The sequence below is a fragment of the Flammeovirgaceae bacterium SG7u.111 genome, assembly GCA_034044135.1.
In the GTDB taxonomy this organism is placed as follows: domain Bacteria; phylum Bacteroidota; class Bacteroidia; order Cytophagales; family Flammeovirgaceae.
The window spans coordinates 4,958,113-4,983,111 of record CP139021.1 but is presented as its reverse complement, the minus strand read 5'-3'; the positions used below and the strand labels follow the sequence as shown (position 1 = coordinate 4,983,111).

At 43.1% G+C, this 24,999-nt stretch carries 14 protein-coding genes; all 14 read left to right on the top strand.

Features of this window, described 5'->3' with window-relative positions; translation table 11 throughout:
* The first annotated feature begins 17 nt into the window (after nucleotides 1-17).
* The 14 genes from R9C00_19450 (at nucleotide 18) to R9C00_19385 (ending at nucleotide 24,997) form a co-directional block, all read left to right on the top strand.
* Complete coding sequence (locus tag R9C00_19450; protein WPO33878.1) at nucleotides 18-2,081, top strand: hypothetical protein; 2,064 nt, start codon at nucleotides 18-20, stop codon at nucleotides 2,079-2,081.
* 51 nt (nucleotides 2,082-2,132) lie between these two features.
* Complete coding sequence (locus R9C00_19445) at nucleotides 2,133-3,035, top strand: DUF1080 domain-containing protein (GenBank protein WPO33877.1); 903 nt, start codon at nucleotides 2,133-2,135, stop codon at nucleotides 3,033-3,035.
* A 106-nt stretch (nucleotides 3,036-3,141) separates the two neighbouring features.
* The gene (locus tag R9C00_19440; protein WPO33876.1) at nucleotides 3,142-4,779 is read left to right on the top strand and encodes a hypothetical protein; all 1,638 of its coding nucleotides are present in this window, start codon (nucleotides 3,142-3,144) and stop codon (nucleotides 4,777-4,779) included.
* 12 nt (nucleotides 4,780-4,791) lie between these two features.
* Nucleotides 4,792-6,318 (top strand): sulfatase-like hydrolase/transferase, encoded by a 1,527-nt coding sequence (locus R9C00_19435; protein ID WPO33875.1) that lies wholly within the window; start codon nucleotides 4,792-4,794, stop codon nucleotides 6,316-6,318.
* Nucleotides 6,319-6,430: 112 nt separating this feature from the next.
* Nucleotides 6,431-9,925 (top strand): alginate lyase family protein, encoded by a 3,495-nt coding sequence (locus R9C00_19430; GenBank protein ID WPO33874.1) that lies wholly within the window; start codon nucleotides 6,431-6,433, stop codon nucleotides 9,923-9,925.
* Between the two features lie 54 nt (nucleotides 9,926-9,979).
* Complete coding sequence (locus R9C00_19425) at nucleotides 9,980-10,888, top strand: family 43 glycosylhydrolase (GenBank protein WPO33873.1); 909 nt, start codon at nucleotides 9,980-9,982, stop codon at nucleotides 10,886-10,888.
* 42 nt (nucleotides 10,889-10,930) lie between these two features.
* Complete coding sequence (locus R9C00_19420) at nucleotides 10,931-13,741, top strand: heparinase II/III family protein (GenBank protein WPO33872.1); 2,811 nt, start codon at nucleotides 10,931-10,933, stop codon at nucleotides 13,739-13,741.
* Between the two features lie 48 nt (nucleotides 13,742-13,789).
* Complete coding sequence (locus tag R9C00_19415) at nucleotides 13,790-15,781, top strand: glycoside hydrolase family 97 N-terminal domain-containing protein (GenBank protein ID WPO33871.1); 1,992 nt, start codon at nucleotides 13,790-13,792, stop codon at nucleotides 15,779-15,781.
* A gap of 1 nt (nucleotide 15,782) precedes the next feature.
* A complete protein-coding gene (locus tag R9C00_19410) occupies nucleotides 15,783-17,201 on the top strand; it encodes a right-handed parallel beta-helix repeat-containing protein (protein ID WPO33870.1) in 1,419 nt (472 codons plus the stop codon).
* 45 nt (nucleotides 17,202-17,246) lie between these two features.
* Entirely contained in the window at nucleotides 17,247-18,374 is a 1,128-nt protein-coding gene (locus R9C00_19405; GenBank protein ID WPO33869.1) for an alpha-L-fucosidase, read from the top strand.
* Between the two features lie 125 nt (nucleotides 18,375-18,499).
* Nucleotides 18,500-20,152 (top strand): sulfatase, encoded by a 1,653-nt coding sequence (locus R9C00_19400; GenBank protein ID WPO33868.1) that lies wholly within the window; start codon nucleotides 18,500-18,502, stop codon nucleotides 20,150-20,152.
* 62 nt (nucleotides 20,153-20,214) lie between these two features.
* Nucleotides 20,215-21,846, top strand: a complete 1,632-nt coding sequence (locus tag R9C00_19395; GenBank protein WPO33867.1) for a glycoside hydrolase family 172 protein — start codon at nucleotides 20,215-20,217, stop codon at nucleotides 21,844-21,846.
* A gap of 41 nt (nucleotides 21,847-21,887) precedes the next feature.
* On the top strand, nucleotides 21,888-23,408 hold the full coding sequence (locus R9C00_19390; protein ID WPO33866.1) for an arylsulfatase: 1,521 nt from the start codon (nucleotides 21,888-21,890) through the stop codon (nucleotides 23,406-23,408).
* Between the two features lie 5 nt (nucleotides 23,409-23,413).
* Nucleotides 23,414-24,997, top strand: coding sequence for a hypothetical protein (locus tag R9C00_19385; GenBank protein ID WPO33865.1), 1,584 nt, complete (start codon nucleotides 23,414-23,416; stop codon nucleotides 24,995-24,997).
* Nucleotides 24,998-24,999 lie beyond the last annotated feature (2 nt).

Genomic DNA, 24,999 nt, shown 5'->3' with positions numbered 1-24,999 from the left:
CTATATAAATGATGAAAATGAGAATTATATTTTTGATTATTTGGGTGTGTTTATGCGGAAATAGCATTCATGCTCAGAAGGTAGATTTTTCAAAATATCCAAGTACTGTCATCTCCAATGGCGAGGTGACCATGAAAGTCTATTTACCAGACCGTAAAAAAGGATTATATCGCTCAACAAGGTTCGATTGGTCGGGGGTGATTGGGAGCGTTAAGTACAGAGGTCATGAATACTTTGGGGCTTGGAAAGATTCACATAATCCACTGGCAACAGAGGATGTTTTAGGCCCTGCCGAAGCATCAGCAAGTGGTGGGTTAGGATATGATGAAGCAGCGCCAGGGGAAGGGTTTATCCGCCTCGGTGTGGGAATCATCCAAAAAGGTGATGAGCAGGAATACAGCCAACATATTGAAACATACAAGATTTTGGACTATGGTAAATGGAAGATTGATCAGGGAAATGATTGGATCACATTTACCCATACCATTAATAGTGACTTTGGCTATGGGTATGTCTATAAAAAAACGATAAGACTAAATGATAAGGGTTTCACTATTGAACATACGTTGGGAAATACCGGTGAAAAGCAAATTGAGCTCGATCAGTACAATCATAACTTTTTTGTGATCGATAATCAAGTCTCTGGACCATCCGTGAAGGTCAAATATCCTTTTAAGGTCCACACTGAAAGTGACACCAAGGGCTTGGCAGAAGTAGGAGGCAATAGCATAAAGTTCAACAAGGAAATAGAAGAGGGGAACAGTTTTTCTGTTGAGTTGGAAGGGTTTAAGCCATCTGTTCAGTTTAATAAATTTAGCATAGAAAATAAAGAAACGGGCGCTGGCGTAACTGTATCCATCGACCAGCCCCTAACCAAGGCTCATTTTTGGGCAATTAACAAAACTCTTTGCCCAGAGCAATTTATTCGGTTATCTGTTGAACCTAATAAAGAACAAACATGGACGTCTCGCTACATTTTGTTTGAATCTAAAGCAACTACAAAGCAAGCGGATTATACGTACTCCAAAGTCGAAATTGAACCTGAAGTACTTTCCATAATGCATGAAAAATGGAAAGATGAATTCAAGCATGTGACGTACCCTGAGCAGTTTTTGAACCATGTGGTTGAGGTGAGTCCGGGCGAGTCAATCCAGAAGGCAATGGATGCTGCCAGCGCTGAGGGAGGCGGGATTGTTTTATTGAAAAAGGGCATTCATTATTTGGATACTACCCTTACACCTAGGAGCAAAGTCACGCTTGCTGGTGAGCGCCGTGCCGAGACAATCATTATGCAAGGGCCTGAGATGACCGTTTCTGGGATCAATTTAGAGCCAACACCACAGGTGACTGATTTTGTAATTAAAGACCTGATTATTCAAGGTACAAGGAAGGGCAAAGCCAATGGGATACGGTTGTCTGGGAAAAATGGTAGCCGGCACAACAGAATTATGCTTCAAAATATTACCGTGAGGGACTGGTCAGCGCAAGGGGTTCATATGAAGCGCACGGATAATATCATTATGGATAATTGTGATTTTCAGTACAATGGATCTGGAGGGAGTTTGTTTCACAATGTTTATTTTTTATACAACAAGTACATTCTACAGTCTGACTGCGATATGTCTAATCCTATAACAGGGAAAGGAAACAAGTACACTTCGTGTGAATTTGTATTGGCTCAGCGGTGCAAAATCAGAAATGCCAATGGAAATGGAATCCAAGCCGATCATGAAGAAGCCGGCTATTTGTTTTTCCACAAGTATGATATCTCAGAATGTGGGAACGTGGCTCTTTGGTTTCCTTGCGAGCATTATTACGATAAATACAATTACACAGAAAATCCAAAGTACGCTCCTCAAAAAGTCATTATAAACCGATGTGAAATTATCAATAATGGCTATGGCGCCATGTGGCGAAGGGTAGGTGGTGCTCATATTATCAACAGTAAGTTTGATAATGAGAAAACCGATATGGTATTGTACAAGTGTGATGTGACCATGGAGAACAGCATATTCAATAAAGGAAATGAGGAGCTAACCGATATCGATCAATGGCCACAGAATGTAAGTACGCTTTGGTAGCTCAGCAACTAAAAAACTACCTAAACATTTAAATCGAAACTTGAAGCTATCATGACATTTAGATATACAAGCATTTTACTTATTGTTGGAGCTATGGCAATTGGCTTGGTTTTCAACTCCTGTAGTTCAAAAAAAGTGGCTGACCAAAGCTGGGAACCATTGCTGGACATGAGCTTGAGCAATTGGGATAAATTTATCGGAGTACCTCATCCTACAGTTGGTTTAGAAGGGTATGAAAAAGGTGGCAATTTGGAGGGGAAGCCACTTGGGTTGAATAACGACCCTCAGAACGTTTTTTCCACAATTGAAATGGATGGTGAGACCGTCTTAAGGGCTTCGGGTGAAATTTATGGAGGTATTAATACCAAAAAAGAGTATGAAAATTACCACCTCAGTATGAAGTTCAAGTGGGGCTCAAAAAAATACGAACCTCGCCTCGACGAACTAAGAGATAGCGGAATTCTTTATCACTGTCAGGAACCACAGGGCGCAGCTTGGGGCATTTGGATGCGGTCTCAAGAAATGCAGGTGCAAGAAGGAGATTGCGGCGATTATTACGCCATAGCCGGTACAGGAGTGGATATAAAAGCAATTCAAGTGAATGATGCTGAATCGGAATCAGTCAGCTTCATTTATGATCCAAATGGAGAGTACCAACGGTTTAAAACCGGGGAAAAAGAATGGAGTTGCAAAAAAATAGCTGATCATGAAAAAACTGGTGAGTGGAATATGCTTGAGCTGGTTTGCATTGGGGATAAATCCTATCACATTGTAAATGGAAGGGTGGTGATGGTGCTGGAAAGGTCTGTTGCTTATGACGAAGATGATGTTGCCACGCCTTTGAGCAAAGGAAAAATTCAACTCCAAAGCGAAGGAGCCGAAGTGTACTACAAGGAGATTAAAATAAGGTCGGTAAATGAGTTGCCAGAAGAATTTGCGAGCCAATTGAAGTGAGTTTTTTTTAGTACATGACAAAATGAAATCTCCCTCGGTCTGTGGCTCACAGGCAGCGAGTGTTTTTTATAAAAAGAGTGAATATTAATTTTTTAAAGTCATAAAAATGAAAAGAGTATTTTTTATCCTATCAGCAGTATTGATAATGAACACAGCTTATTCGCAAAGCGAGATAAGTATTAAGGCAAATGGAGAAGGCGAAAAGTTTGAACACTTTTGGAGCAACAGTGTGGGGGCAGGGCGTGCAAACGAAGCATTACGTGCCGGATGGCTCGAACAAATGGAATTTGTGCAGCAAACCTGCGGTTTTAAAACAGTACGTTTCCACGGTCTTTTCCACGATGATATGTTTCCTGTGATGGAAGTGAATGGAAAGACAGTTTACAATTGGCAATACATTGATGAGGTTTTCGATAGGTTGCTAGATATGAATGTACGCCCATTCATTGAATTGGCTTATTTTCCCAAAAGTATTGCTGCGGAAAATTCTCACACCGTTTTTTGGTGGAAAGCAAATACAACTCCCGGACCAGGTTATGAGGAAAAATGGCACGATTTGGTTAAGGCATTTACCCAACACATTGTAGATCGCTATGGGGTTGATGAAGTGCTTAATTGGTATTTTGAAGTTTGGAACGAACCTAATTTATCTCGTGCTTTTTGGGATGGTACCAAATCACAATATTTTGCTCTATATAAAGCCTCGGTTCAGGCGGTACGTTCGGTAGATAGCCGCTTTAAGGTAGGTGGTCCTTCGTCGAGTAACTTTGTAGCCGATGACCGCTACGAAGGGGAAAAAGAAAATACCGAGGGCTTTGAATTGACTTTTAATGCCGACAACATTAATGACCTGAAATGGAGAGGTGTTTGGATTGAAGACTTTTTGAAATATTGTGAAAAGGAAAACCTTCCGGTTGATTTTATCAGTACTCACCCTTACCCAACAGATTTCCCATTGGACCCACGTACGGGAAAAGGGAAAGATTTTTCACGTTATGTTCATTCAACAGTAGAAGATATAAAATGGCTAAACGGTGTGATAGCCAAAAGTGCATACCCCAATGCAGAGATACATTTGACCGAGTGGAACACAAGTCCGAATAGCCGCGATGCTATGCATGATTTTCTTCCTCCGGCTGCCTATATTGTTCGTACCAACCTAGAATGTATTGGGTTGACCAATTCGCTGGCATTCTGGACTTTTACCGATATTTTTGAAGAAAAGGGCGGCGGCGCAAGCATCTTTCACGGTGGGTTCGGCATGATCAACTACCAAGGGATCGTGAAGCCATCGTATCATGCTTACAGAATGCTTCATCACCTAGGCGACGAGAAGTTATACAAAGACGAATTTTTGTTCGTAAGCAGAAAATCAGGCAATGGAAAAGTTGTGGCTTTGGCGTACAATTATCCCGAAGAGCATTACAAAGCTGTTCCCAAAAGTATCAGGGTGATTGAGAAGCATTACTCCGGAAGCCCAAGAAATCTTGATTTTAAACTTACCGACCTAAAGCCAGGCACTCAATTTAAGATTGAGGTATTGGATAAGGACCACGGAAATATTTATGATTACTGGGAAAAAATGGGCAAGCCCGAACCTCCTACACGTGAGCAGGTGGAAGTGATGAAACAAGTGGCTGAAAGCTTAAAGACAAGTATTGTGACAGTTGGTGACGATGGTGTGCTGCATATCCAACAAGAGCTGTCGATTTGGAGCGTGGTGCTGATCGAACAAATCAATTAAAAAAGATAGCATATGAAACTTATACAATTATCGCTACTCTTACTCCTGCTAATAAACCCCTTGGGGCTTTTTGCCCAATCGAAGGACAAGCCCAACATCATCTTTCTGATGACGGATGACCAACGTTGGGACAACATGGGGTGCTATGGTAAGCCTGAGTTCAATACGCCTAATATCGATAAGCTCTCCGAAGAGGGCGTAACTTTTGACAAGGCATTTTATACGGTGGCTATTTGTATGCCCAGCCGGGTAACAATGATGACGGGTCGCCACAACTCAAACCACCGGGTGGGCTTCGTTGCCCCAGATGACTATACTTTGTCCCAAGCTGATTTTGCCAAAGGCTACCCAGCAATACTTAAAAATGCGGGATACCGAACAGGTTTTATTGGCAAGGTCGGGTTCACCGTTACCGAAGAAGCTATTCGGCCAAGTACCGCAAAAGAGCATTTCTACAAAAAACACATGGGAGCTACCTTCGATTTCTTTGCCGGCAGCGAGACGCACGATAGAAACGGCATTGTCATGTGGCCAGAAAATGATCCTGAGCTGCAGGCAATCTATAAGGAAGGAAGGGAAAATTCGGGAAGAACGTTGAGAACGGGAGAGGCGATGTTGCGCTTTTTGGAAACCCAACCTCAAGACCAGCCTTTCTGCCTCTCGGTTAGTTTTTACGCTGTAAAACACGATAATAATAGGGACATGTACATGCCGCATTTTGAGCAGTTCAAGAATTACGATATGTCGGTGCCGGAGAATTGGGTGGAGGGTGAAAATGAGGACTTGCCCAACGTGGTGAAAGAGAATGCCCGTGGTGTTTATCTGCATAAGCAGCGATCATCTACCCCTGAAATGCACCAGAGGTTGGTACGCCGCTTTGCCACGCAAGGCTACAGCGTAGATCAACAAGTCGGGCTGTTGGTGGAGAAGCTAAAGGAAAAAGGAATGTTGGAAAATACGGTCATCATTTACACCAGTGACAATGGCCGCTTCCAAGGTTCGCATGGCCTTTTCGATAAGTGTTTGCTTTATGAAGAATCAGTGAAAGCTCCCCTGATTGTGTATGATGGAAGAGTGCCAGTAGCCCAACGTGGATTTAGGGAAGAGGCACTTATTTCTTCGGTGGATATTGCGCCTACTATTCTTTCATTCGCAGGGCTCGAAATACCAAAAAGTATGCAGGGGAGAGATTTTAGTAGGATTTTGGATAAAACACAAGATATGAGCCAATGGCGAGATGCCGTATTTATGGAAGATCTTTTCCTCGTAGCTATGTTCAAAGAGCGCTATAAGGAAAACGTGGATGAACTTAATGAGGGGCTTATCAAAGCGAATAAATCTTACCGAAGCCATGGGGTTAGGACAGACCGCTACAAGTATTTTGTGTACTACGAACACAGCCCTCAAATCGAAGAACTATACGATATAGAAAACGATCCATTTGAGCAGAATAACTTGGCGAACAGCCCTGAGCATGCCAAAATCCTGAAAAAGCTGAGAAAGAAGACAGAGCAAATGTATCGTGAGATTTTACCCTGACAGTAGTGGTTAAACATGCACACGATACTATCGAAGCAAAATTGCTATATCAATTTATTTTTATTGGAATAATCATTATTTTTAAAGCAAAGTAAAATTCACAAATACTAAAATGACTAGACAAATTATCCTTGTATTACTATTACTCAGTTCGGGTATTATCCATGCCCAAGTACAAGAGAGTATTGGGAAAGCCGATTTTTCCGATTGGGAGGGCATTTCCAAAGTGAAAAAAGGGGAGGCTTCTTTTAAAAGTGACCAGGCCATTTCCTACAGATACCCCGATGGCGAGCACACGTACAAAGGGTTCAAAGCCATTTACGGACATGCTTCCGATTGGAGCAAATATGCAGGACTGGCTTTTGATATTTACCTCAAAAATGAATCTACTGCATCGTTGGAAGTTACATTTAAAGTTGCTGAACAGGATGCCGATGCCGTAAACCCTGTAAGCACGGCCAAGTTGCAAATAGCAGGTGCAGGTTGGCAGTCTGTCTATATTCCATGGGAGTTGTTTGATCTGGCAGAGGGACATAAATTGGCAACTCTTCAAGCTGTTAAAGAATTAGAGATTAGAGCTCAATCAGCACAAAAGTTATTTTTTAAAATCAAAAATGTTAACGTTACCAAGAGCGAGTTAGTTTATGTAAATGCACCCATTCGGGGGAAATCAATTGCTGGAGGTGGGAAAGTTGAATACGAAGTTGAAGTGGGGAATACTACTTCTCAACAGCAAAACGTTCAGTTGCATTTTGCAAAATACGGTTGGGAATCGATGGAAGCCATGGTTGCGCCCGCTGTCATTGAGCTTCAGCCTTTGGAGGTGAAAAAGTGTAAAGTTGTGGTGGATGTCCCAGCAAAATTACCCGAAGGTGTTCGCGAAAATCAAGTATTAAAAGCCATCCCCAATGGAAAAGGCTCTGCTGCTGCTACGCTCGAATTTACCACTGCCGTTGCAGTCCCTTTCCCCAATATCTTTTTTACAGCCGGAGAATGGCAAAAAGTGAGAGATAAAATGGAAAAGTACGAATGGGCGAAAGAGCAGGCTAAGGAATACGAAGAAAAAGCCCAGCGATGGAATGTTCCTGAAGTTGCTAAAACCCTGCCAACACGCGATCATCAGTTTGGACAGCACCTCTATAGCGAACGAGATGCAAACAACATGTTCAACTGTGCAATAGCCTATCAGTTAACAGGTAAAAAAGAGTATGCAGAGAAATGTGTGTTGTTTTTGAAAAGACTTTCCAATCCTGAAAATGGCTATCCAACGACCTTGCGTGCAGGCGGAGCTAATTTTGTGAAAGAGGGAGGCTTTTTTCAAAATGTAGCCAGAGGGCATGACATGATCAAAGATGCTGGTTTGTTGACAGCAGAAGATGAACAGCAGATCGAAAATACATTTCGTCTGTACATAGACGTGGCGATAACACAGAACAGTGCTGGGGCAATTGGCAATTGGGACTTGAGCGAATTGTCTGGAGCATTTTACTGCGCCCTTTCTATTCAGGATTTGCACTTGGCAGAATATATTTTGAACATGCCGGCAGGAATTTACCAGCAGTTGGCGCAAGGTGTGTTGAACGATGGCTGGTGGCATGAATGTGCGGTTGGCTACAACTTGTGGTGTTCACGGATGTTCTCCCAAGTTGCCATTGCGCTCCAGCCTTGGGGAATAAACTTTAAAGACAAACTATTGCCCTTGGGCACTAGGCCTAATCACTCGCTGTTGCCCCGCAGAAACCGGCCTGGCTTGTGGGGAATGAATTTTATGAAATGGGGAACGCTGAACAACAACAGCATTGGCATTAAAGACATGTGGGATGCTCCGCTAGATTTCCTTGATTACCGAGGTGTAATGTTTGCAGTGAACGATGCTACCGAAGCCCTAGTGACTGGTGCCGATTACGAATTGGCTTATTACCTGTACCGAGACCCAGAATATGCCGCCATTATCCAACGAGGGGATAAGCGGGATTTGCTCTATGGCGTACCCGAATTACCAGAGGCAACCTCTGAAAAAACCAGCAAATCTGCTTATGCCGATAACATGGGAATTGTACAATTGCGCTCTCAAAAACAAGGAAGGGAGCAGCGTGAACAAATCCAGGCGGTATTGCATTATGGAACTCATGGAGGAGGGCACGGGCATTACGACCGTACCCAGCTGATCAGCATGATGCGTTACGGTCGTAGTTTCTACAATCCCGAAATGTATTGGTACGGTTATCATACGTATTTGTACAAATTTCTGGTACAGGCTTCTGTCAATAAAAACATGGTAGTGGTCGATCAGAAAATGCAAGAACCTGCGGAAAGCTTCAGGAAGCTGTTTTATACCGGGGAACTCATGCAAGCTACGGTAGTGGAATCGGAAGCCCGCTGGATGAATCCGCCGTACATGGGCATGGTGTACGGGGGCAAACCCGTGACCGTTCAGGAAAAAGCATGGTCGGAAAACCGTAGCTTATTTATACCCGATGACCACCCTCCATATGGAGAGATTACGGGATACACTGATCCTATCATGCAGCGTCGCTTAATGGTAATGATGGATGATTACATCGTGTTGGCAGATTACCTCCAATCGGACAGCGTGCGCACCTACGACTGGCTGATGCAGATAAAAGGTTTCAAAGAATTGAGTGCTGATAAAAAAGAATTTATACGCCACGATAATCAATGGAATACCGATCCGTTGGGAGCTGCGCAGTTCACTACCGATTGCGATTGGTACACAACTACTGGAACTGCAAAGTCAACATTCGAAATGTGCTTTGGCGAAGGATGTGACAATGCGGGGGCTCGCATGAGGCAAAACGAGGACGGCCCGCTTAAAATTGACGTGTTTAACGCTTGGCCAACCCAAAATGAAATAATGGTAGGGACTACTCCCGAATCTTTTGGTGTAAATAAAAGGGTTTGGTTCAGTATCGAAGCCGATAATCAGACACTACTAAATGACAGCACAGGTGCTTGGGTGTTAGGGGCAAAAAATATTGAACTAGACATCACAGGTAAAAAAGAACTGGTTTTGACTACGAAAGTGGATAAATCTAGAAACAATACCATTTTTTGGGGCAATGCCAAACTGGTGTTGAAAGATGGCTCAGAGGTATTTGTTTCATCGCTTTCTGTGAAGTATAAAAATATGCTTCAGCCGACTTCTGCGGGGGTGGATTATTACGGAGGCCCCGTGAAAATTGAAGGGGAATTAATGGGGAATTCTATTCCGGGAATGCCTGAAAACACCCAAAAAGAAGCCACGGCGATTATTGACCTATCGGGTGTGGAAGCGGTGGCTTTCAAAGCTAAGCTTGGAGGCGATTTCCCTTTGGGCAACGAAGCGTCGAGAAGGAAGACGCTGGCTGTGCGGTCAAACGGAAAAGAGGCGAGGTACCTGTCGGTAATTGAGCCTTATGAAAGTGGATCGGTGATCAAATCGGTGAAAGCGAAAAGTGCCAATGAGCTGGTGGTGGAGCTAAAAGATGGTCGGGTGCAGGAATTGAAAATCAGTGACTTGGAGGGAGATGGAGAAAATATAAAAGCGTCGGTGACAGAGCTGAAGGATGGAGAAGTTATTCGACAAGAGAAAACCTTTGGCCAATAGGCTAGAAGTGATTTGACCAGAGGAGTTTTAAATAGGATTGGATTTAAAGAGAAAATGAAAAAAATACTATTAATAATTTGTGCTTTTTTAGCTGGTTGGCCGGCGTTTTCCCAAAACCCGATTTTAAAGTTAGGCGAACCAAATTTTTTATATGCAGCTGATCCTACGGCTGAGGTGTACAACGGGAAAGTGTACGTTTACTGTTCGCACGATCAAGATACTGCCGTGAGCTACAGCACCATGCAAGACTATTTGGTGCTAGAAACCGAAGACATGGTGAATTGGACAAACCATGGTGTGATATTAAAACCCCGCGAATATTCTTGGGCACAAGGGCAAATGAACGCCCCTGATGTCGCCTATAAAGATGGTTGGTACTATTTCTATTTTCCCTACGACAAAACCCACATTGGAGTAGCCAAGAGCCGAACCCCAGTTGGACCTTGGGAAGAAGCGGTCACCGACAAGATTACCACCATTTTTGATCCCACGGTGATTGTGGATGACGACGGGCAGGCGTATATTTTTGGAAGCGACAACAAGATGAATATTGGAGACAAGGGGCGGCATGTATTGGGCGCTAAGCTCAAGGATAATATGATTGAGCTAGATGGACCTTGGATGAGGCTAAGCGAAGAAGAAGTGAGCGAAGCTGTGTATGTGTTCAAACGCAATGGTATTTACTATTTCATGGCGAGGAAAGGATGGAGAACGGGCTATTTTATGGCGGAATCCCCACTTCCAACTGAATACGCCGAATTTAAGGGGTATATCACCAAGGAGCAGCGGGAAGCCCCGGTACACATGTCGGCAATTGAGTTTAAGGATGAATGGTACTTCTTTTATCAGCGAGGCGATGTGAACAACGGTTCTTTTTTCAAGCGATCAGCTTGTTATGAAAAAATGAAATTTAACGAAGACGGAACTATCCAACCCATTGAATATACTTTAAACGGCAAATAACACAGGGAAATCAACAATGAACAAACTAAGCAAAATATATCAATGAAAAAAAACATTCACAAAACCCTACTGACTTCGATTTTTATCGGCTGTTCTTTGCTGCTTTCTGCGCAAAACGGCTTAAAAAGCCAACATCCTCGCATATTAAATAATGATGCTTCCAAAGCCGCATTTCTAACTTCTCTTGAGGAAGTGCCTTGGAAAAAAGAGTTTGTAGAGCGCAAGAAAGAAAATGTAGCGAAGTACATAAAGCTGTGCAAAAAAGATCCCAAATGGCTGGTGTCCCGCTTACAAATGAACTGGAAAACAAAGCATTCGAACGTGTACCTAAAAGGAGGCGATTTTTCCCATTCCGATGGGGAAGCACCCGTCCCGACGGTTCGCTATTCGGGTACAAGAGACTGGGCTACAGATTACAAATCTCGTCCATTGGAAGAGATAGAACCTTATTTTGACGATGAGCGAGGGTACTTTTTAGAGCACAAAGAAACGGGTAAAAAGCAATGGGTTCACCCTTCCGAAATGGGGCATGCAATAGAAGGCATCAACCGACGGATTTTATCTATAGTGGAAGATGCTGCTTTCCTATATTGGCTTACAGGCGATAAAAAGTATGCAAAGCTCGCTGCACCAGTATTTTTCACTTACATCGACGGGATGCATTACCGCAATCCGCCAGAGGTACTGGACGAGTCTAACCAAAGGTTTATTTCGGGCTTGGCAACTTTCGAAGTGATTCATGAAAAAGCTGTCCAGCATTTGGCTGTGTCTTACGATTATTTGTACAATTATTTTGTGGAAAATAAGGCTGATTTGAGCAATACGGCAGCCGTTTTCCAGAAATGGGGCGACCAGATCATCAAATTTGGTATTCCCGACAACAACTGGAACCTCTTTCAGGCAAGATTCTTAACCTATATAGCTCTTGCCCTTGAAGAGGATGAAAGCTATGCAAACGGAAAAGGGCAGCAGTATTATTTGAAGCACACATTTGAGGCTTCTACCCCTCGGCAAATCGCCATAAAAGATGCATTGCTGGTTTATGATCAGGAAACGGGTATTTGGCCCGAGTCTCCCTCTTATTCCATGCATGTGAATACCACTTTGCTAGAGATTTTGGCTTTGTTGGATAATGTGAGCAACGCCAACGAATTGGCAAATTTTCCCATCATAGAAAAAGCTGCTTTGGCATGTTTCCAATACTTATTTCCAAGTGGATATAATGTAGGGTTTGGCGATTCGGGGCATGGGACTATTCCTTTCGAAAATTTTGAATTGCTCATAGCCAATTATCAAAAATACGGGGACAAGGAAAAAGAACAGCTCATTACCTCTTTGCTCCAGCCTTATGTAGAAAATGGCTTGTACAAACGGAGGGCAAAAAGTCTTTTTCAGCTCAATTTTTATGTAGATGAACTGAGTTCGGTTGCGCCCGATCAGCAAGTAGAGACTTCAGGTCTAATGAGCCCCACTTTTTATGCACCCAATGTAAGTATGTTTGTCCAGCGAATGGGAACAGGGGATAAAGCGATGATGGTTTCTACGGTGGGCTCGTATGGCAACCACGCACATGCCAATGGAGTTTCCATGGAATTGTTTGCCAATAAGTATGTTCATGCGCCCGATATGGGCAAGGGACGAAGCTACTGGAGCTCAGATTTTAGAGAGTATTATTCCAAAATGCCGGCGCACAATACGGTGGTGGTAGATGGGAAATCGACGTATTCAAATATGCGGAGTTTTCATCCTTTTAGTTTGGACAATCATTTTCCAAAATCAGGTGAGCTAAGTCCACTTTTTAAGCATGTTTCATTTGCCAAAGTTTCCTTTGTGGAGCCAGAAACCAATGCAGATCAGCAAAGATTGACAGCTCTGATCAACACCCCATCGGGCGATGGATATGTGTTGGATTTGTTTAGGTCAAAAACGAATAGGGCAGCCCAAAAGCACGACTATTTTTATCACAATCTTGGACATACCTTCCAGCTTTTCGACCGGGCGGATAAGGAACTGGCATTGAAAGAGACTGAGGAGCTGACTTCAGAAAATGGGCAACTAAAAGCATACGATTATTTGACGGAAAAGAAGGCGATTGATATTAGCGAGGATGTAAAAGCCGTGTTCCGAATTGAAGAAGCGGACGCAGCGGATAACCTTATGAAAATTTGGATAAAGGGAGATGAAAACCAACAGGTGTTTTTTGCCAAAGGTCCAAAAAGCAATGCCTTATCGAAAGGAACGGCTCCCGAGTCGCTGCTTGATGCGAAGATGCCTACGTTGATCTTGAGAAGGAACAAAGAAGCTTGGGTCAACCCATATGCGCTCGTTTTCAACCCTCACATGGAAAATGGGAACAATCCGATAAAGAATGTAGTGTTTACCGCCGATTCAAAGAACCCTGCCTGCCAAAAGATAAAAGTGACACATGCTGACGAACTGGTTGCTGATTACATAGTTGCTTCCACTTCGGAAAGCGATGTGGTTTCCGAAGAAGGGTTTTACCAAAAAGGGTTGCTGTCGATCATAAGGACACAAGGTGAAGAAATTACGCCGGTCTTTTTGTTTGCAGCTGGAGTGTACCAATTGAAAAAAGATGATTGGGAAATTTTGGCAGTCAATACGCCGGCAACAGTTTCTGTAGAAAAGAAAGAGGACGGTTTTTGGGTACAAAACGATGAGCCAGTAGTGGTAAAAGTACCCATTGCACCTGACTTCAAACCTGCCGTGGTCCGCTTGTATGATGACAGCGGAAACTACATAGAGCGAAAAGGAAATGTGAGCAGGATGAACCCAAATCAGGTGGAGTTCCGCTTTGAAAAGGCTTACAAGAAAGCAGTGGTTATTTCGGAATAAATGGATTAGAGGTTTTGATGATATAAAATAAAAATAAATAGCAAAGACATGTTTGTAAAAAAACTATTTTTATTACTGGCAATATCAGTAATTTTTCTTGCCTGTAACAAGCAAGAGGAGATTGTGGTCAAATCGCCCGACGGGTCTAAGGTCTTTACCGTTTTTCCAAAATTGGCTGAGGCTGATAAAAGCGGAATTCCATTTTCGGTTCAATATAAAGGAAAGGATGTTTTGTTGCCTTCTTTGCTCGAACTCAGCTCAAATGATCTAGATTTTAGCACTCCTTTTTCAGTAAAAAAAGTAGAAGAATCTTCGATAGAAAATGAGTGGACGACCAGGTTTGGTGAGCGAGGAACGATTCCCGACAACTACAATCAGCTTACGATTTATCTTGAAAATGCTTCAGCGAAATTGACCCTTATTTGCCGAGCTTACAACGAAGGAGTTGCCTTTTCTTACGAAATTCCCGAGCAAAATGACTTGGGGGAAATCAGCCTTAACGATGAAGAAATCACGTATCAGTTTGCCGAAAACCATGCTGTTTGGTCAACCCCCAAACGAGCTCCGAAGGTTCTGACTGCACAAGGGGAATATCGGAAGATTCCTTTGGCCAGCTTGGAAGAAGGTTGCGAGCGCCCATTGGTAGTAGAAGTTGCTGAGGATTTGAAAATAGCTTTGGCTGAAGCAAAGTTGGTAGATTATGCCCGTCTAAGTTTCAATGCAAGCCAAGATGTTGAGCTTGGGATCACATCTAGCCTTGACGGGAAGTTGGAAGCAGTGAAACAAGATACCATTACCGGTGCATTGGCCGGGCAAAGAAGCCAGCAGCCTAAAGTGGTTAAAACACTTCCGTTCCAATCACCTTGGAGGGTGGTGATGATGGCAGAAAACCATGGCAAATTATTAGAAAACAACTACCTCATCCAGAACCTGAACGATGCTTGTGCAATTGCAGATGTGTCATGGATAAAGTCAGGAAAGGTGTTGCGGGAAGGAACATTGACAACGGAAGGAGGCTTAGCCGCAATCGACTTTGTGGCAAGCCATAACATGCAGTATGTGCATTTTGATGCGGGTTGGTATGGCAACGAAATGGATAACCGTTCGGATGCGACTACCATTACGCTCGACCCAAAACGCTCCAAAGGACCATTTGACTTGGAAGCAATTACCGCTTATGCCAAAGAGAAAGGCGTTGGCGTAATGCTGTATGTGAACCGACGGTCTTTAGAAAAGCAACTGGATGAACTATTGCCCTTGTTTAAGGAGTGGGGGATAGCCGGTATCAAATATGGCTTTGTAAGAGTGGGCGACCAAGATGCTACGGCTTGGATGCATGAAGCAATAAAAAAAGCTGCTGATTATCAGATGGTAGTGGATGTTCATGATGAATATCGGCCAACTGGCTTTTCCCGAACCTATCCAAATTTTCTTACCCAAGAAGGGATAAGAGGCGATGAAGAAACGGTTCCAAACCAACATACTTTAATCACCATGTTTACCCGCTCGCTCGCCGGAGCATCGGACAACACCATTTGCTATTACAACAAGCGGGTGGAAAAAATGGGTTCGCATGCATCGCAGTTGGCAAAGGCAGTTTGCATCTTCAGTCCACTTCAGTTTTTGTATTGGTACGATAGAGCTCCGGCTGCACCTGTAAAAACGGATGCGCTGTGGGGAGATACCAGAACTATTGGCAACGAACCTGAGCTTGAGTTTTTCAATAATGTGCCCACCACTTGGGATGAAACAAGGGTGCTTACGGCTGAAATTGGTGAAATAGGAGTGATTGCCCGCCGAAAGGGAAGTGATTGGTTTGTAGGTGGAATAAATGGGCTAACTGCCAAGAATGTGGAAGTTGACTTTTCTTTTTTAGAAGAAGGGGCAAGCTACAGTGCTAAATTTTATACTGATAACGAAGCTATAAATACTCGTACGAAGGTGGAAATAAAAGAGAAGGCAGTAGACTCAAAAACGAAGGAAATATTGGATGTGAAGGCAAATAATGGGTTTGTCATGCATATCAAACAAATTAAATAGAATGAAAATGAATTGTAAATCAATACCTGCAAAAATCAAATTTATTAGGCAAGGCTTCAGCCTTCTGATGGCAATAGCGTTGCTGCTTTTTGGAATTACTTCCCAAGCTCAGGCGCAAAAAGTTGAAGTGGTCGCTGATGGCTTCACGTTGATACATAGCCTTTCCGAATTGCGAGAGTATGCCAGCAAAGACAATGTGAAAGTCAGGCTGGAAAAAGGGGCGTACCAAATTGACGAGGCAACGAGCATACGCTTTATTCAGATAACAGGTGATAACTCGCATTATGACCTTAGTGGTGTGCGATTTATGGTAGATACAAAATTGTTTAGCCGAACAGACTTAGCAAAAAGTGAGGATGGAAACTCGATGTATTGTGCCATTGAAATCTCTGGGAATAAGGTAGTGCTGGAAGGTTTGTACATGGAAACCTATGGAGATAAGCCAGGCAGGCAAAGCAAAAACAAGATGTTCAACCTAGTGGGTTCAGATATTACGCTGAAGGATGTGGAGATCAGAACCGCTGGCTCAAGTCCTTGGGGTTATGGCAGCCTATATGGTTTGGGAGGTGGCGATGTGCGGAAAATGAACGGGATTCGTGTGGGCTATCCGGCAAAGGGTGTGAAGTTGGTTGGTTGCAAAGTACATATGCGTGCGATGGGACATGCCATTTTCATTCAAGGTGCAGAGAATACCCTCATTGAAGATTGCCATGTGGATGGACTGCTTCGCACTACCGATCAAATTTTGGCTGAAACATCTGGCTATTGTTTTGATAAGGGTTTTTATGCCCACAAGGGTGGGTATGTTGAAGGGACTATCCTTCCTGCTGATGGTAAAATCGTTCCTGGAGAGATCATTTCCCTAAGCGAAGACGGTATTCGGATGTATCCAGAATATCAGGGGCATCCGACCAAAAATACCACTGTTAAAAACTGTACTGTTTTTCAGATGCGCCGAGGTATTTGCACCGGGCTAAGCACATCGGGCGACAAGGTGGTCAATTGTCAGGTTCGAAGCTGTGTGGCAACTGGGTTTAATGTGGGCAATGCCGATACTTTGATCAATTGCAGCTCCGATGCAAAGTATGCCGAGGCGTTTTGTATTCCCTACGTCAATGCTAAAAATGCCTATGTGGAAATGGAGATTTTGGATAGCAGGGGAGGTATAGCAAATAGTATGTTGGCAAAAATAAATGGTACTGGTCATGAGGTGATTATCACCACTTCCAACCCCGATTTCATTCCCAAAGAAATGGCAATAAAGCTTTCAACCAAAGAGGGCTATGGAAGCTTCCGGAAGAATGTAAAAATACATGCAACCGATATCCGGCTAGATAACCAAACCGATGCGAAAGTTTTGCTGTTGCCCGGAATAGAAAATCCTAAAGTGGAAAGCAAGGGAGAGGTAGTGAAGAAATGATATACTAAATATAAGGTAATTAAATAGTCTATTAAAAACAGTAACATGAAACGAAGAAAGTTTATTCAGTTAACAGGAATGGGAGTTGGCACAGCTATGACGCCATCTATATTTTACTCATGTAGTAAACCAAACGTGCCATCCTATTTGGGGAACTATGCAAAGTTATATACGGAAAGCCCATTGGATGCGGCAACCAAATGGTTTGTTGATGCAAAATACGGTCTGTTCTTGCATTACGGAGTATATAGCCTGTTAGGCAGGGGCGAATGGGTACAATATCGTGAAAAGATCCATGTGAAAGAATATGAAAAACTAAAAGACAAATTTACGGCAGAGAAGTTTGATGCTGAAACTATTGCAGATTTAGCAGTAGAGTCAGAGATGAAGTATATCAACATAACTACTCGTCATCATGACAGTTTTTGTTTATTCAATACGAAAACTACCGATTTCAACAGTGTACAGTCACCTGCAAAGCGTGACTTAGTGGAGGAATTGGCCAATGCTTGTGATAAAAGAGGTTTGGGCTTGTGCCTGTATTATTCACACGGAAGAGACTGGAGACATCCACATGCGGCAAACAATGATAATTGGGGAGGGTTGGCGCGTCCATTATACGAGACGGAAGAGCCATATTATAAGTATGGTGATGAACATGACCTGAATCTTTATATTGAATACATGCATGATCAGCTGACCGAGCTCCTTACAAATTATGGTTCTATTGCAAGCATTTGGTTCGATGGGCATGGCGTACCCGTAAATGGTCCAACCGAAAAATTTAGAATTGAAGAAACCTATCAATTGATAAGAAAGCTCCAGCCCCAATGTTTGATTTCTGCTAAATGGGGATACCTAGGAACGGAAGATTACCTTTCTCCAGAATATCATTGGTTGGCTAATAACCAAGAGAAAACAAAAGAGATGCTCGATTCAGGTAAGCCTGTCGAAATATGTACCCACATAGCAGGATGGGGATATACCAAAAAGAATGACGGAAAACATCGGGGGGCTGATTCCATTATCGAGAATTTGCGATATGCAAAAAAATACAGAGGAAACCTGTTGTTGAACACGGGACCTTTGCCCGATGGATCTATAGACAAACAGGATGTGGCATCGATGAAGGCTGTTGGGAAAATTATTCGAAATGAAGGCTGGCCTTCATGATAGAATGGATGGGAAGCCAACGCTATTCAGATTGGGCTTTGAAGAACGATTACGGAATTGCAGTGCGCTTTGCCTAGGATTTAATTCCGGGGTTTTGCCATGTATATTAACCAAGTAAACTAGAAATGAAATATAAGAAAATGATGAAAACATACTTTTATTGTTGCTTGATCAGTTTTGCACTGATTTCTTGCGCTCAGAAGAATGAAATTCCAGTGAAGGATAGTAGGCCTAACATCCTATTCATTATGTCGGATGACCATGCTTATCAGGCTATCAGTGCATATGATAACAAGCTGATCCAAACACCAAATATAGATCGGTTGGCGGATGAAGGCATGCTATTTACCAATGCCTGTGTGAGCAACTCCATCTGTGCCCCATCTAGGGCAACAATCCTCACGGGAAAGCATACCCACATCAATGGGAAAATTGACAACTTGATGCCGTTTGATACCACGCAGGTTACTTTCCCACAGATTTTCCAGCAAAATGGCTATCAGACAGCCATGTTTGGAAAGTTGCATTTCGGAAATAACCCAAAGGGTGTAGATGAATTTATGATTTTGCCAGATCAAGGTTTTTATCTAAACCCCGATTTCAATACCCCCAGAGGAGATACCACAATAATGGGGTATGTAACTGACATCATTACAGATTTGACGCTTGATTGGCTTAAAAAAAGGGACGACGAAAAGCCGTTTATGATGATGTACCTGCACAAAGCTCCGCACCGCCCTTGGTGGCCTCAACCTGACAAATTCAAGGAGTTTACCAAAAAGGAATTTCCATTACCAGAAACGCTTTTTGACGATTACAAAAACCGTGGAGAGGCTGCCAATACAGCAGAGATGAACCTACTTACCCATATGATGTACAGCCACGATAGCAAAATTCGTCCAGAAACATTAGAGCGAATGGGCGACAAAGTAAAACCTGTGGTCGAAGAGTTTGATAATGGATTTTATGGACCATATGGGAGAGCAAATGCTGCCCAAAAAGCGGAGTATGACGTAGTGTTGGATTCGATCAATAAAGCTTTTGAAGAAAACTGGCCACAGATGACCGAGGAGGAGAAAATGCAGTGGAAATACCAACGCTATATGCAAGACTATTTGGCGTGTATCTCTTCAGTAGATGATAATGTGGGACGAGTGCTGGAATACCTAGATGAAAGTGGTTTGGCTGAAAATACGATTGTGGTATATACATCTGACCAAGGTTTTTATTTGGGCGAACATGGTTGGTTCGATAAGCGATTTATTTACGACGAATCATTTAAGACACCACTTCTTATCCGTTGGCCAGAAAAAGTGAAGGCTGGCTCAGTAGAAAATGAGATGGTTCAAAACCTTGATTTTGCACAAACTTTACTGGGAGCGGCGGATATCCAAGCACCAGACGATATGCAAGGCGAAAGTCTCATACCACTTTTGGTTGGGGAAAAAGAGAAATGGAACCGAGATGCAGTTTACTACCACTATTACGAATATCCCAGCGTACACATGGTAAAAAGGCATTATGGCATTGTTACCAAGGAATTTAAGCTGGCGCATTTTTATTACGATGTGGACGAGTGGGAGCTGTATGATCGCTTAAACGACCCAATGGAAATGAACAACGTTTACTCCAATCCTAAGTATGCCGAGGTAGTAGATAGCCTTAAGGTAAAGCTCACAGCACTAAGGGAACAGTACAAAGATTCGCCAGAATTGGATCAGCAGTACATAGATATCTACAAAAATATGCAGGTAGAGAAGGGCAATGATTTCTGGTAGGCAAATGTGAAAGCTGATGGTGGATTACCATAATTGTCGATAATGAACTTTCGTGTAAGAAAATGAAAAACAATTATTTTATCATACTTAGTGCTTTGTTTTTATGTACTTTCTTATTTTCCTGTAAGGAGGAAAAAGGAAAGGTATCCATAGAGTCGTTATTGGCTGAAATGGTAGACAGAGATGCAATCACCCGTTTTCCAGCTACCGATTTTAGGCTGAAGCAGGCAAGTAGTTATAACCGCGCTTCGGTCACCCCAGAAGATACCGTTGGTTGGTTTATCAATCACGATTTCAACTCCAATGAGAAAGACCATAATTTTATTCGAATAGAAGAGGAAAATGGGCAAAAAGAATGGGTCTTGATGGATCATGAAGGGCCGGGAGCAATTGTACGGACGTGGATGCCATTTTTAAAACCAGACAAGCCTAATGCGGATATAGAGATCAAAATCTATCTCGATGGTGCTGAAGAGCCCACGCTACAAGGTAACATGCTAGGATTATTGAATGGCGATGGATTGATACCTTATCCTTTTGCCCATAAATCTTTGCGCTCCGCAGTTTCTTTTTTCCCCATTCCCTATGCGAAGCGCTGCAAGATCACTACTACAGGTCGCCCTTTCTTTTATCAGTTTACCTATCGTGAATATGTAGAGGGGACATCGGTTGAAACCTTTACGCTTAACGGTTTTAATGCAGCAGCTCAACTGACAGAAAAGGTGGGCAAAAAATTGTTAAACCCCGAAAACGTGTTAATGGGTGAAGAAGTGACGATGAAAGCGAAGTTAGGGGCATCCGAAGAAAAATCTATCCAGCTTCCTCAGGGTGTAGCGGCTGTAAGGAGGCTTTCGCTAAAGTTGGCGAATTATGATTCGGCTTCGGTTACCCGGTCGGTTGTGCTGAAAATGAGTTTCGATGGAAAACAAACAGTTTGGTGTCCCATTGGCGACTTTTTTGGGACAGGGATTGGGCTAAACCCCTATCAGGGCTGGCACAATACAGTATTGGAAAATGGTATAATGAACAGTAGGTGGGTGATGCCTTACCAAAAAATGGGAAGCATTGCTGTTGAAAATCTAGGTGAAAAAGAGGTCGAGGTTGAGCTTAGGGCAGTAGTGGGAGATTATAACTGGACCGAACAAAGCTTGTATTTTAATGCGGCGTGGCGAGGGCAGTACCCTGTATCTACTCGTCCGTTTTCCGACTGGAATTATGTAACTCTACAAGGTCGTGGGGTATATGTGGGCGATGCCCTTACGGTCATGAACCCGGTAGAAAAATGGTGGGGCGAAGGTGATGAGAAAATCTGGGTAGATGGAGAAGATTTTCCATCCATTTTTGGCACAGGTACAGAAGATTATTACGGATATTCTTGGGGAGGAAGAAGCACCGATTTTTACGAACATTCCTTTCACGCCCAGCCACGGTGCAATGTTTATAATAAGTTGAATAGAAAAACTTCCAAAGAACGGAGCACTTTAGGCTACAGTACCGAGACAAGGACAAGGGCACTGGATGGAATGCCTTTTGGCAGCTCGTTCCAATTGGATATGGAGATCTGGAGCTGGACAGACTGTGAGATGGGCTATGGGGTAGGAATGATGTGGTACGGTGATGCAAGCACTACTACCAATAGGTTGCCTGATGCAAATGAAGCATTGAATGTTCCACAGTTAGCTGAAAAGGAATAAGTTAGGATGGGTAAGAATCTGAATTATAAAAAAATATCATCATGTCATTGAGCTTTTTGAGAAACATTTTGTGTGTATTTTATGTCAGTATTGGGCTTTGTTGGTCGTGTGTTCCAAAACCAAAAAATGTAAATGAAGCACCCAATGTAATCCTGATTTTGGCAGATGATATGGGGTATGGTGAAATTGAAGCACTTGATCCGGAACGGAGCAAAATACCAACCCCAAAACTCAACCAATTGGCTTCTGAGGGCATGGTTTTTACCGATGCACATACCAGCTCATCGGTTTGTACGCCATCTAGGTATGCCATGTTGACCGGTAGGTACAATTGGCGCACCCGATTGCAAAATGGGGTTGTTCAGGGAGGAGAAGAACCGTTGATAGCTCCTGATAGAATGACTTTGGGGCATTTGTTTCAAAAGCAAGGGTATAGCACGGCGCTGGTAGGTAAGTGGCATTTGGAGTATCACTATGAAGTGCCCGAAGAACTAAAAGATGTGAAACCGAAGAAAAAGAAAGGTAAGTACTTGGCAGAAGTACCTATTGGGACGATGATTCCCGATGGCCCGGTTACTCGGGGATTTGATTCTTTTTTCGGCTTCCACCATTCAAGAGCAATGAGCAGCATTGTTCGAAACAATGAAATAGTTCAAGAGATGGATGTGGTTGATGTGTTGCCAACACTGACCAAGGAAGTTGTTCAGCTGATCGACCAGAAAGCGGCTGAAGCTAAAGCTGGCAAGCCTTTCTTTATCTACTTTGCCCAAAATTCGCCCCATACCCCCATAGTGCCCGCTAAAGAGTGGGTTGGTAAAACAAACTTGGGCAAGTACGGAGACTTTGTTGCCCAAACCGACGGTTCTGTTGGGGCTGTCCTTGAAGCGCTAGAGCGCAATGGATTAAGTGAGAATACTATTGTTATTTTTAGTGCCGACAATGGAACATCCAAGGCGGCAAATATTGAGAAGCTGCAATCGATGGGACATTATCCAAGTGCTTGGTTGCGAGGATCGAAAGCTGACCTGTGGGATGGTGGGCATAGAGTACCTTTTATTGTTCGCTGGCCCAAGCAGATTAAAGCTAATTCAACCTCAAACCATTTGGTTTGCCTTTCGGATTTGATGGCAACTTTTGCTGCGTATTTTTCTTTTGATATTCCCGAAAACAATGCAGAGGACAGCAAGAGCTTTTTGAGTGCCCTTTACGGAAAACCAGTAGATAACCCACGCAAAGAAATAGTCCACCATTCTATAAATGGGCGTTTTTCAATCCGCCAGGGCAATTGGAAGTTATTGCTGGCGCCAGGGTCGGGAGGCTGGTCTTCACCTAAAGATGTTGAAGCAATGGAAGAAGGGTTTCCAGAAATACAATTGTATAACTTAAATGAAGATATAGGGGAGGTGGACAACCTTGTTGAGCAATATCCCCAAAAAGTTGACTCGCTGGTAGGGTTATTAGAAAATGTGGTAGGTAAAGGAAGAAGTACTTCTGGAGCTGCCCAAGCAAATGATGCGGAAATTGATATTTGGAAGAAGCATATGAATAGTAGAGAAAAATAATCATTATGAAACTGTTGAAGTGGTTTTTGCCTTTAATGGCAACATTATTAATTGTTATGACTGGATGTGAGAAAGGCTCTAAACCTCAAGAAGAGGTTTGGTCAATTGACTCTCAGCAAGAATGGCAGGCGAATGTGGCAGGGAAATCAAATTTGGATATTACCGAGGGAAATGCAGTGCCTACAGCAGGTGAGGCTACTTTCCAAAGTACAATCAAATCATTTCCTGAAAAGCAATCGATATCTTCTATAACCTTGTCGCAATCGCCTGATTGGTTAAACTGGAATCCGATCAGTAATGTTGGTCCTTCGAACCTAGGCGACGCTCCAATAGCTTTGCAGTTGGGCGATGGAAATTATTGGATGTTTGGAAGGTATGGAAAAAGTAAAAACCAGATGGCAGGTTCCTTTCAAGCTAAGGATACCATGCTAGCGGGATTTGATGTAAAACTAAAGACTACGCCTTTCGAAAACCAGTTTGATGCACCCGGAGGTTTAAAACCCGGGAAAGGTGGATACCACGCTTGGCAAAGTAAGGATATGGTAAATTGGGTACATCATGGGGCTGTATCTGAAAAATTTGCTAGTTGGGCAACTACCGCCGAATATGTAGATGGCAAGCTTTATCTCTACTATGACTTTCCGAACGATCAAGACCCGCACCTGTATATTGATGATGACCTTACGGATGGCAAGCCTGGAAAAAACATGGGAATGGTGTTCAAAGATCCAACCGATGGTTCCGACTGTGCCGTAATTCGGGACCTTGATGGCAAGTTTCATATCATCACCGAAGACTGGACGCCTATTGATGCGTCTACCCATGCTTGGGATTCTCCCTTGGCTGTTCATGCCATTAGCCCCGACGGGATCAATGATTTTAAAATAGTGGAACCTCCTGTGGATGAACGTACTAATCCGACAGGAAAATTTGCTGAATATGCTCATCCGCACTGGCATAAGGAAGCTCCTGATAGGTTTCCTGGGAAAACAGCAACTGAAGATGTACCCCAGCACAGAATTAAAGCAGGCGATACCCGTGCTTTTGCTAAGTATGAAATTCACGAACCAGAGCAAAATGCCTATGGCGATTGGGCTTCAATCTCGATTGGCGGTCAGTACTATTTATTTTGTGACTTTGATCCGGCAGGGGGGCATGGCAGAAAAGACATGAGTGTAGCTTGGTTTACTTCTAGCGATATCAACCAGCCCTTTGCCTTTTGCAGTAACATTGGGCAGGGGCATCCCGATCCGGATATTGTATTTGCCGAAGGTCAGTTTTATTTACTTACACAAATGAACACCGATTATACAAGCCCAGGACCGTGGGTAGAAACTGTTGAAGTGCGTGTAGGCGTGGATACTACTAACGATGGAGCTATTGACCAATGGAGTGACTGGCAGGTGGTGAAGGAGCAGTATGACTATGTAGAAGGCTTTGCCAAACAAGTAGAGAGAATTCCAGCTCAGTTGGACCTTTCTGGTTTACCAAAAGGTTTTGGTTTTCAGTTTGAAGTTAAAATCCATGACAGCACCGAAAATAAATCAAAACCGACACTAGATAAAGTAGTAATCTCATTTAAAAATTAATA

Bases quoted from the DNA above. Each gene is read 5' to 3' on its own strand.
- R9C00_19440 (WPO33876.1), top strand. From the start codon at position 3,142: ATGAAAAGAGTATTTTTTATCCTATCAGCAGTATTGATAATGAACACA.
- R9C00_19405 (WPO33869.1), top strand. From the start codon at position 17,247: ATGAAACGAAGAAAGTTTATTCAGTTAACAGGAATGGGAGTTGGCACA.
- R9C00_19445 (WPO33877.1), top strand. From the start codon at position 2,133: ATGACATTTAGATATACAAGCATTTTACTTATTGTTGGAGCTATGGCA.
- R9C00_19390 (WPO33866.1), top strand. From the start codon at position 21,888: ATGTCATTGAGCTTTTTGAGAAACATTTTGTGTGTATTTTATGTCAGT.
- R9C00_19410 (WPO33870.1), top strand. From the start codon at position 15,783: ATGAAAATGAATTGTAAATCAATACCTGCAAAAATCAAATTTATTAGG.
- R9C00_19435 (WPO33875.1), top strand. From the start codon at position 4,792: ATGAAACTTATACAATTATCGCTACTCTTACTCCTGCTAATAAACCCC.
- R9C00_19400 (WPO33868.1), top strand. From the start codon at position 18,500: ATGAAATATAAGAAAATGATGAAAACATACTTTTATTGTTGCTTGATC.
- R9C00_19430 (WPO33874.1), top strand. From the start codon at position 6,431: ATGACTAGACAAATTATCCTTGTATTACTATTACTCAGTTCGGGTATT.
- R9C00_19425 (WPO33873.1), top strand. From the start codon at position 9,980: ATGAAAAAAATACTATTAATAATTTGTGCTTTTTTAGCTGGTTGGCCG.
- R9C00_19420 (WPO33872.1), top strand. From the start codon at position 10,931: ATGAAAAAAAACATTCACAAAACCCTACTGACTTCGATTTTTATCGGC.
- R9C00_19450 (WPO33878.1), top strand. From the start codon at position 18: ATGAGAATTATATTTTTGATTATTTGGGTGTGTTTATGCGGAAATAGC.
- R9C00_19385 (WPO33865.1), top strand. From the start codon at position 23,414: ATGAAACTGTTGAAGTGGTTTTTGCCTTTAATGGCAACATTATTAATT.
- R9C00_19395 (WPO33867.1), top strand. From the start codon at position 20,215: ATGAAAAACAATTATTTTATCATACTTAGTGCTTTGTTTTTATGTACT.
- R9C00_19415 (WPO33871.1), top strand. From the start codon at position 13,790: ATGTTTGTAAAAAAACTATTTTTATTACTGGCAATATCAGTAATTTTT.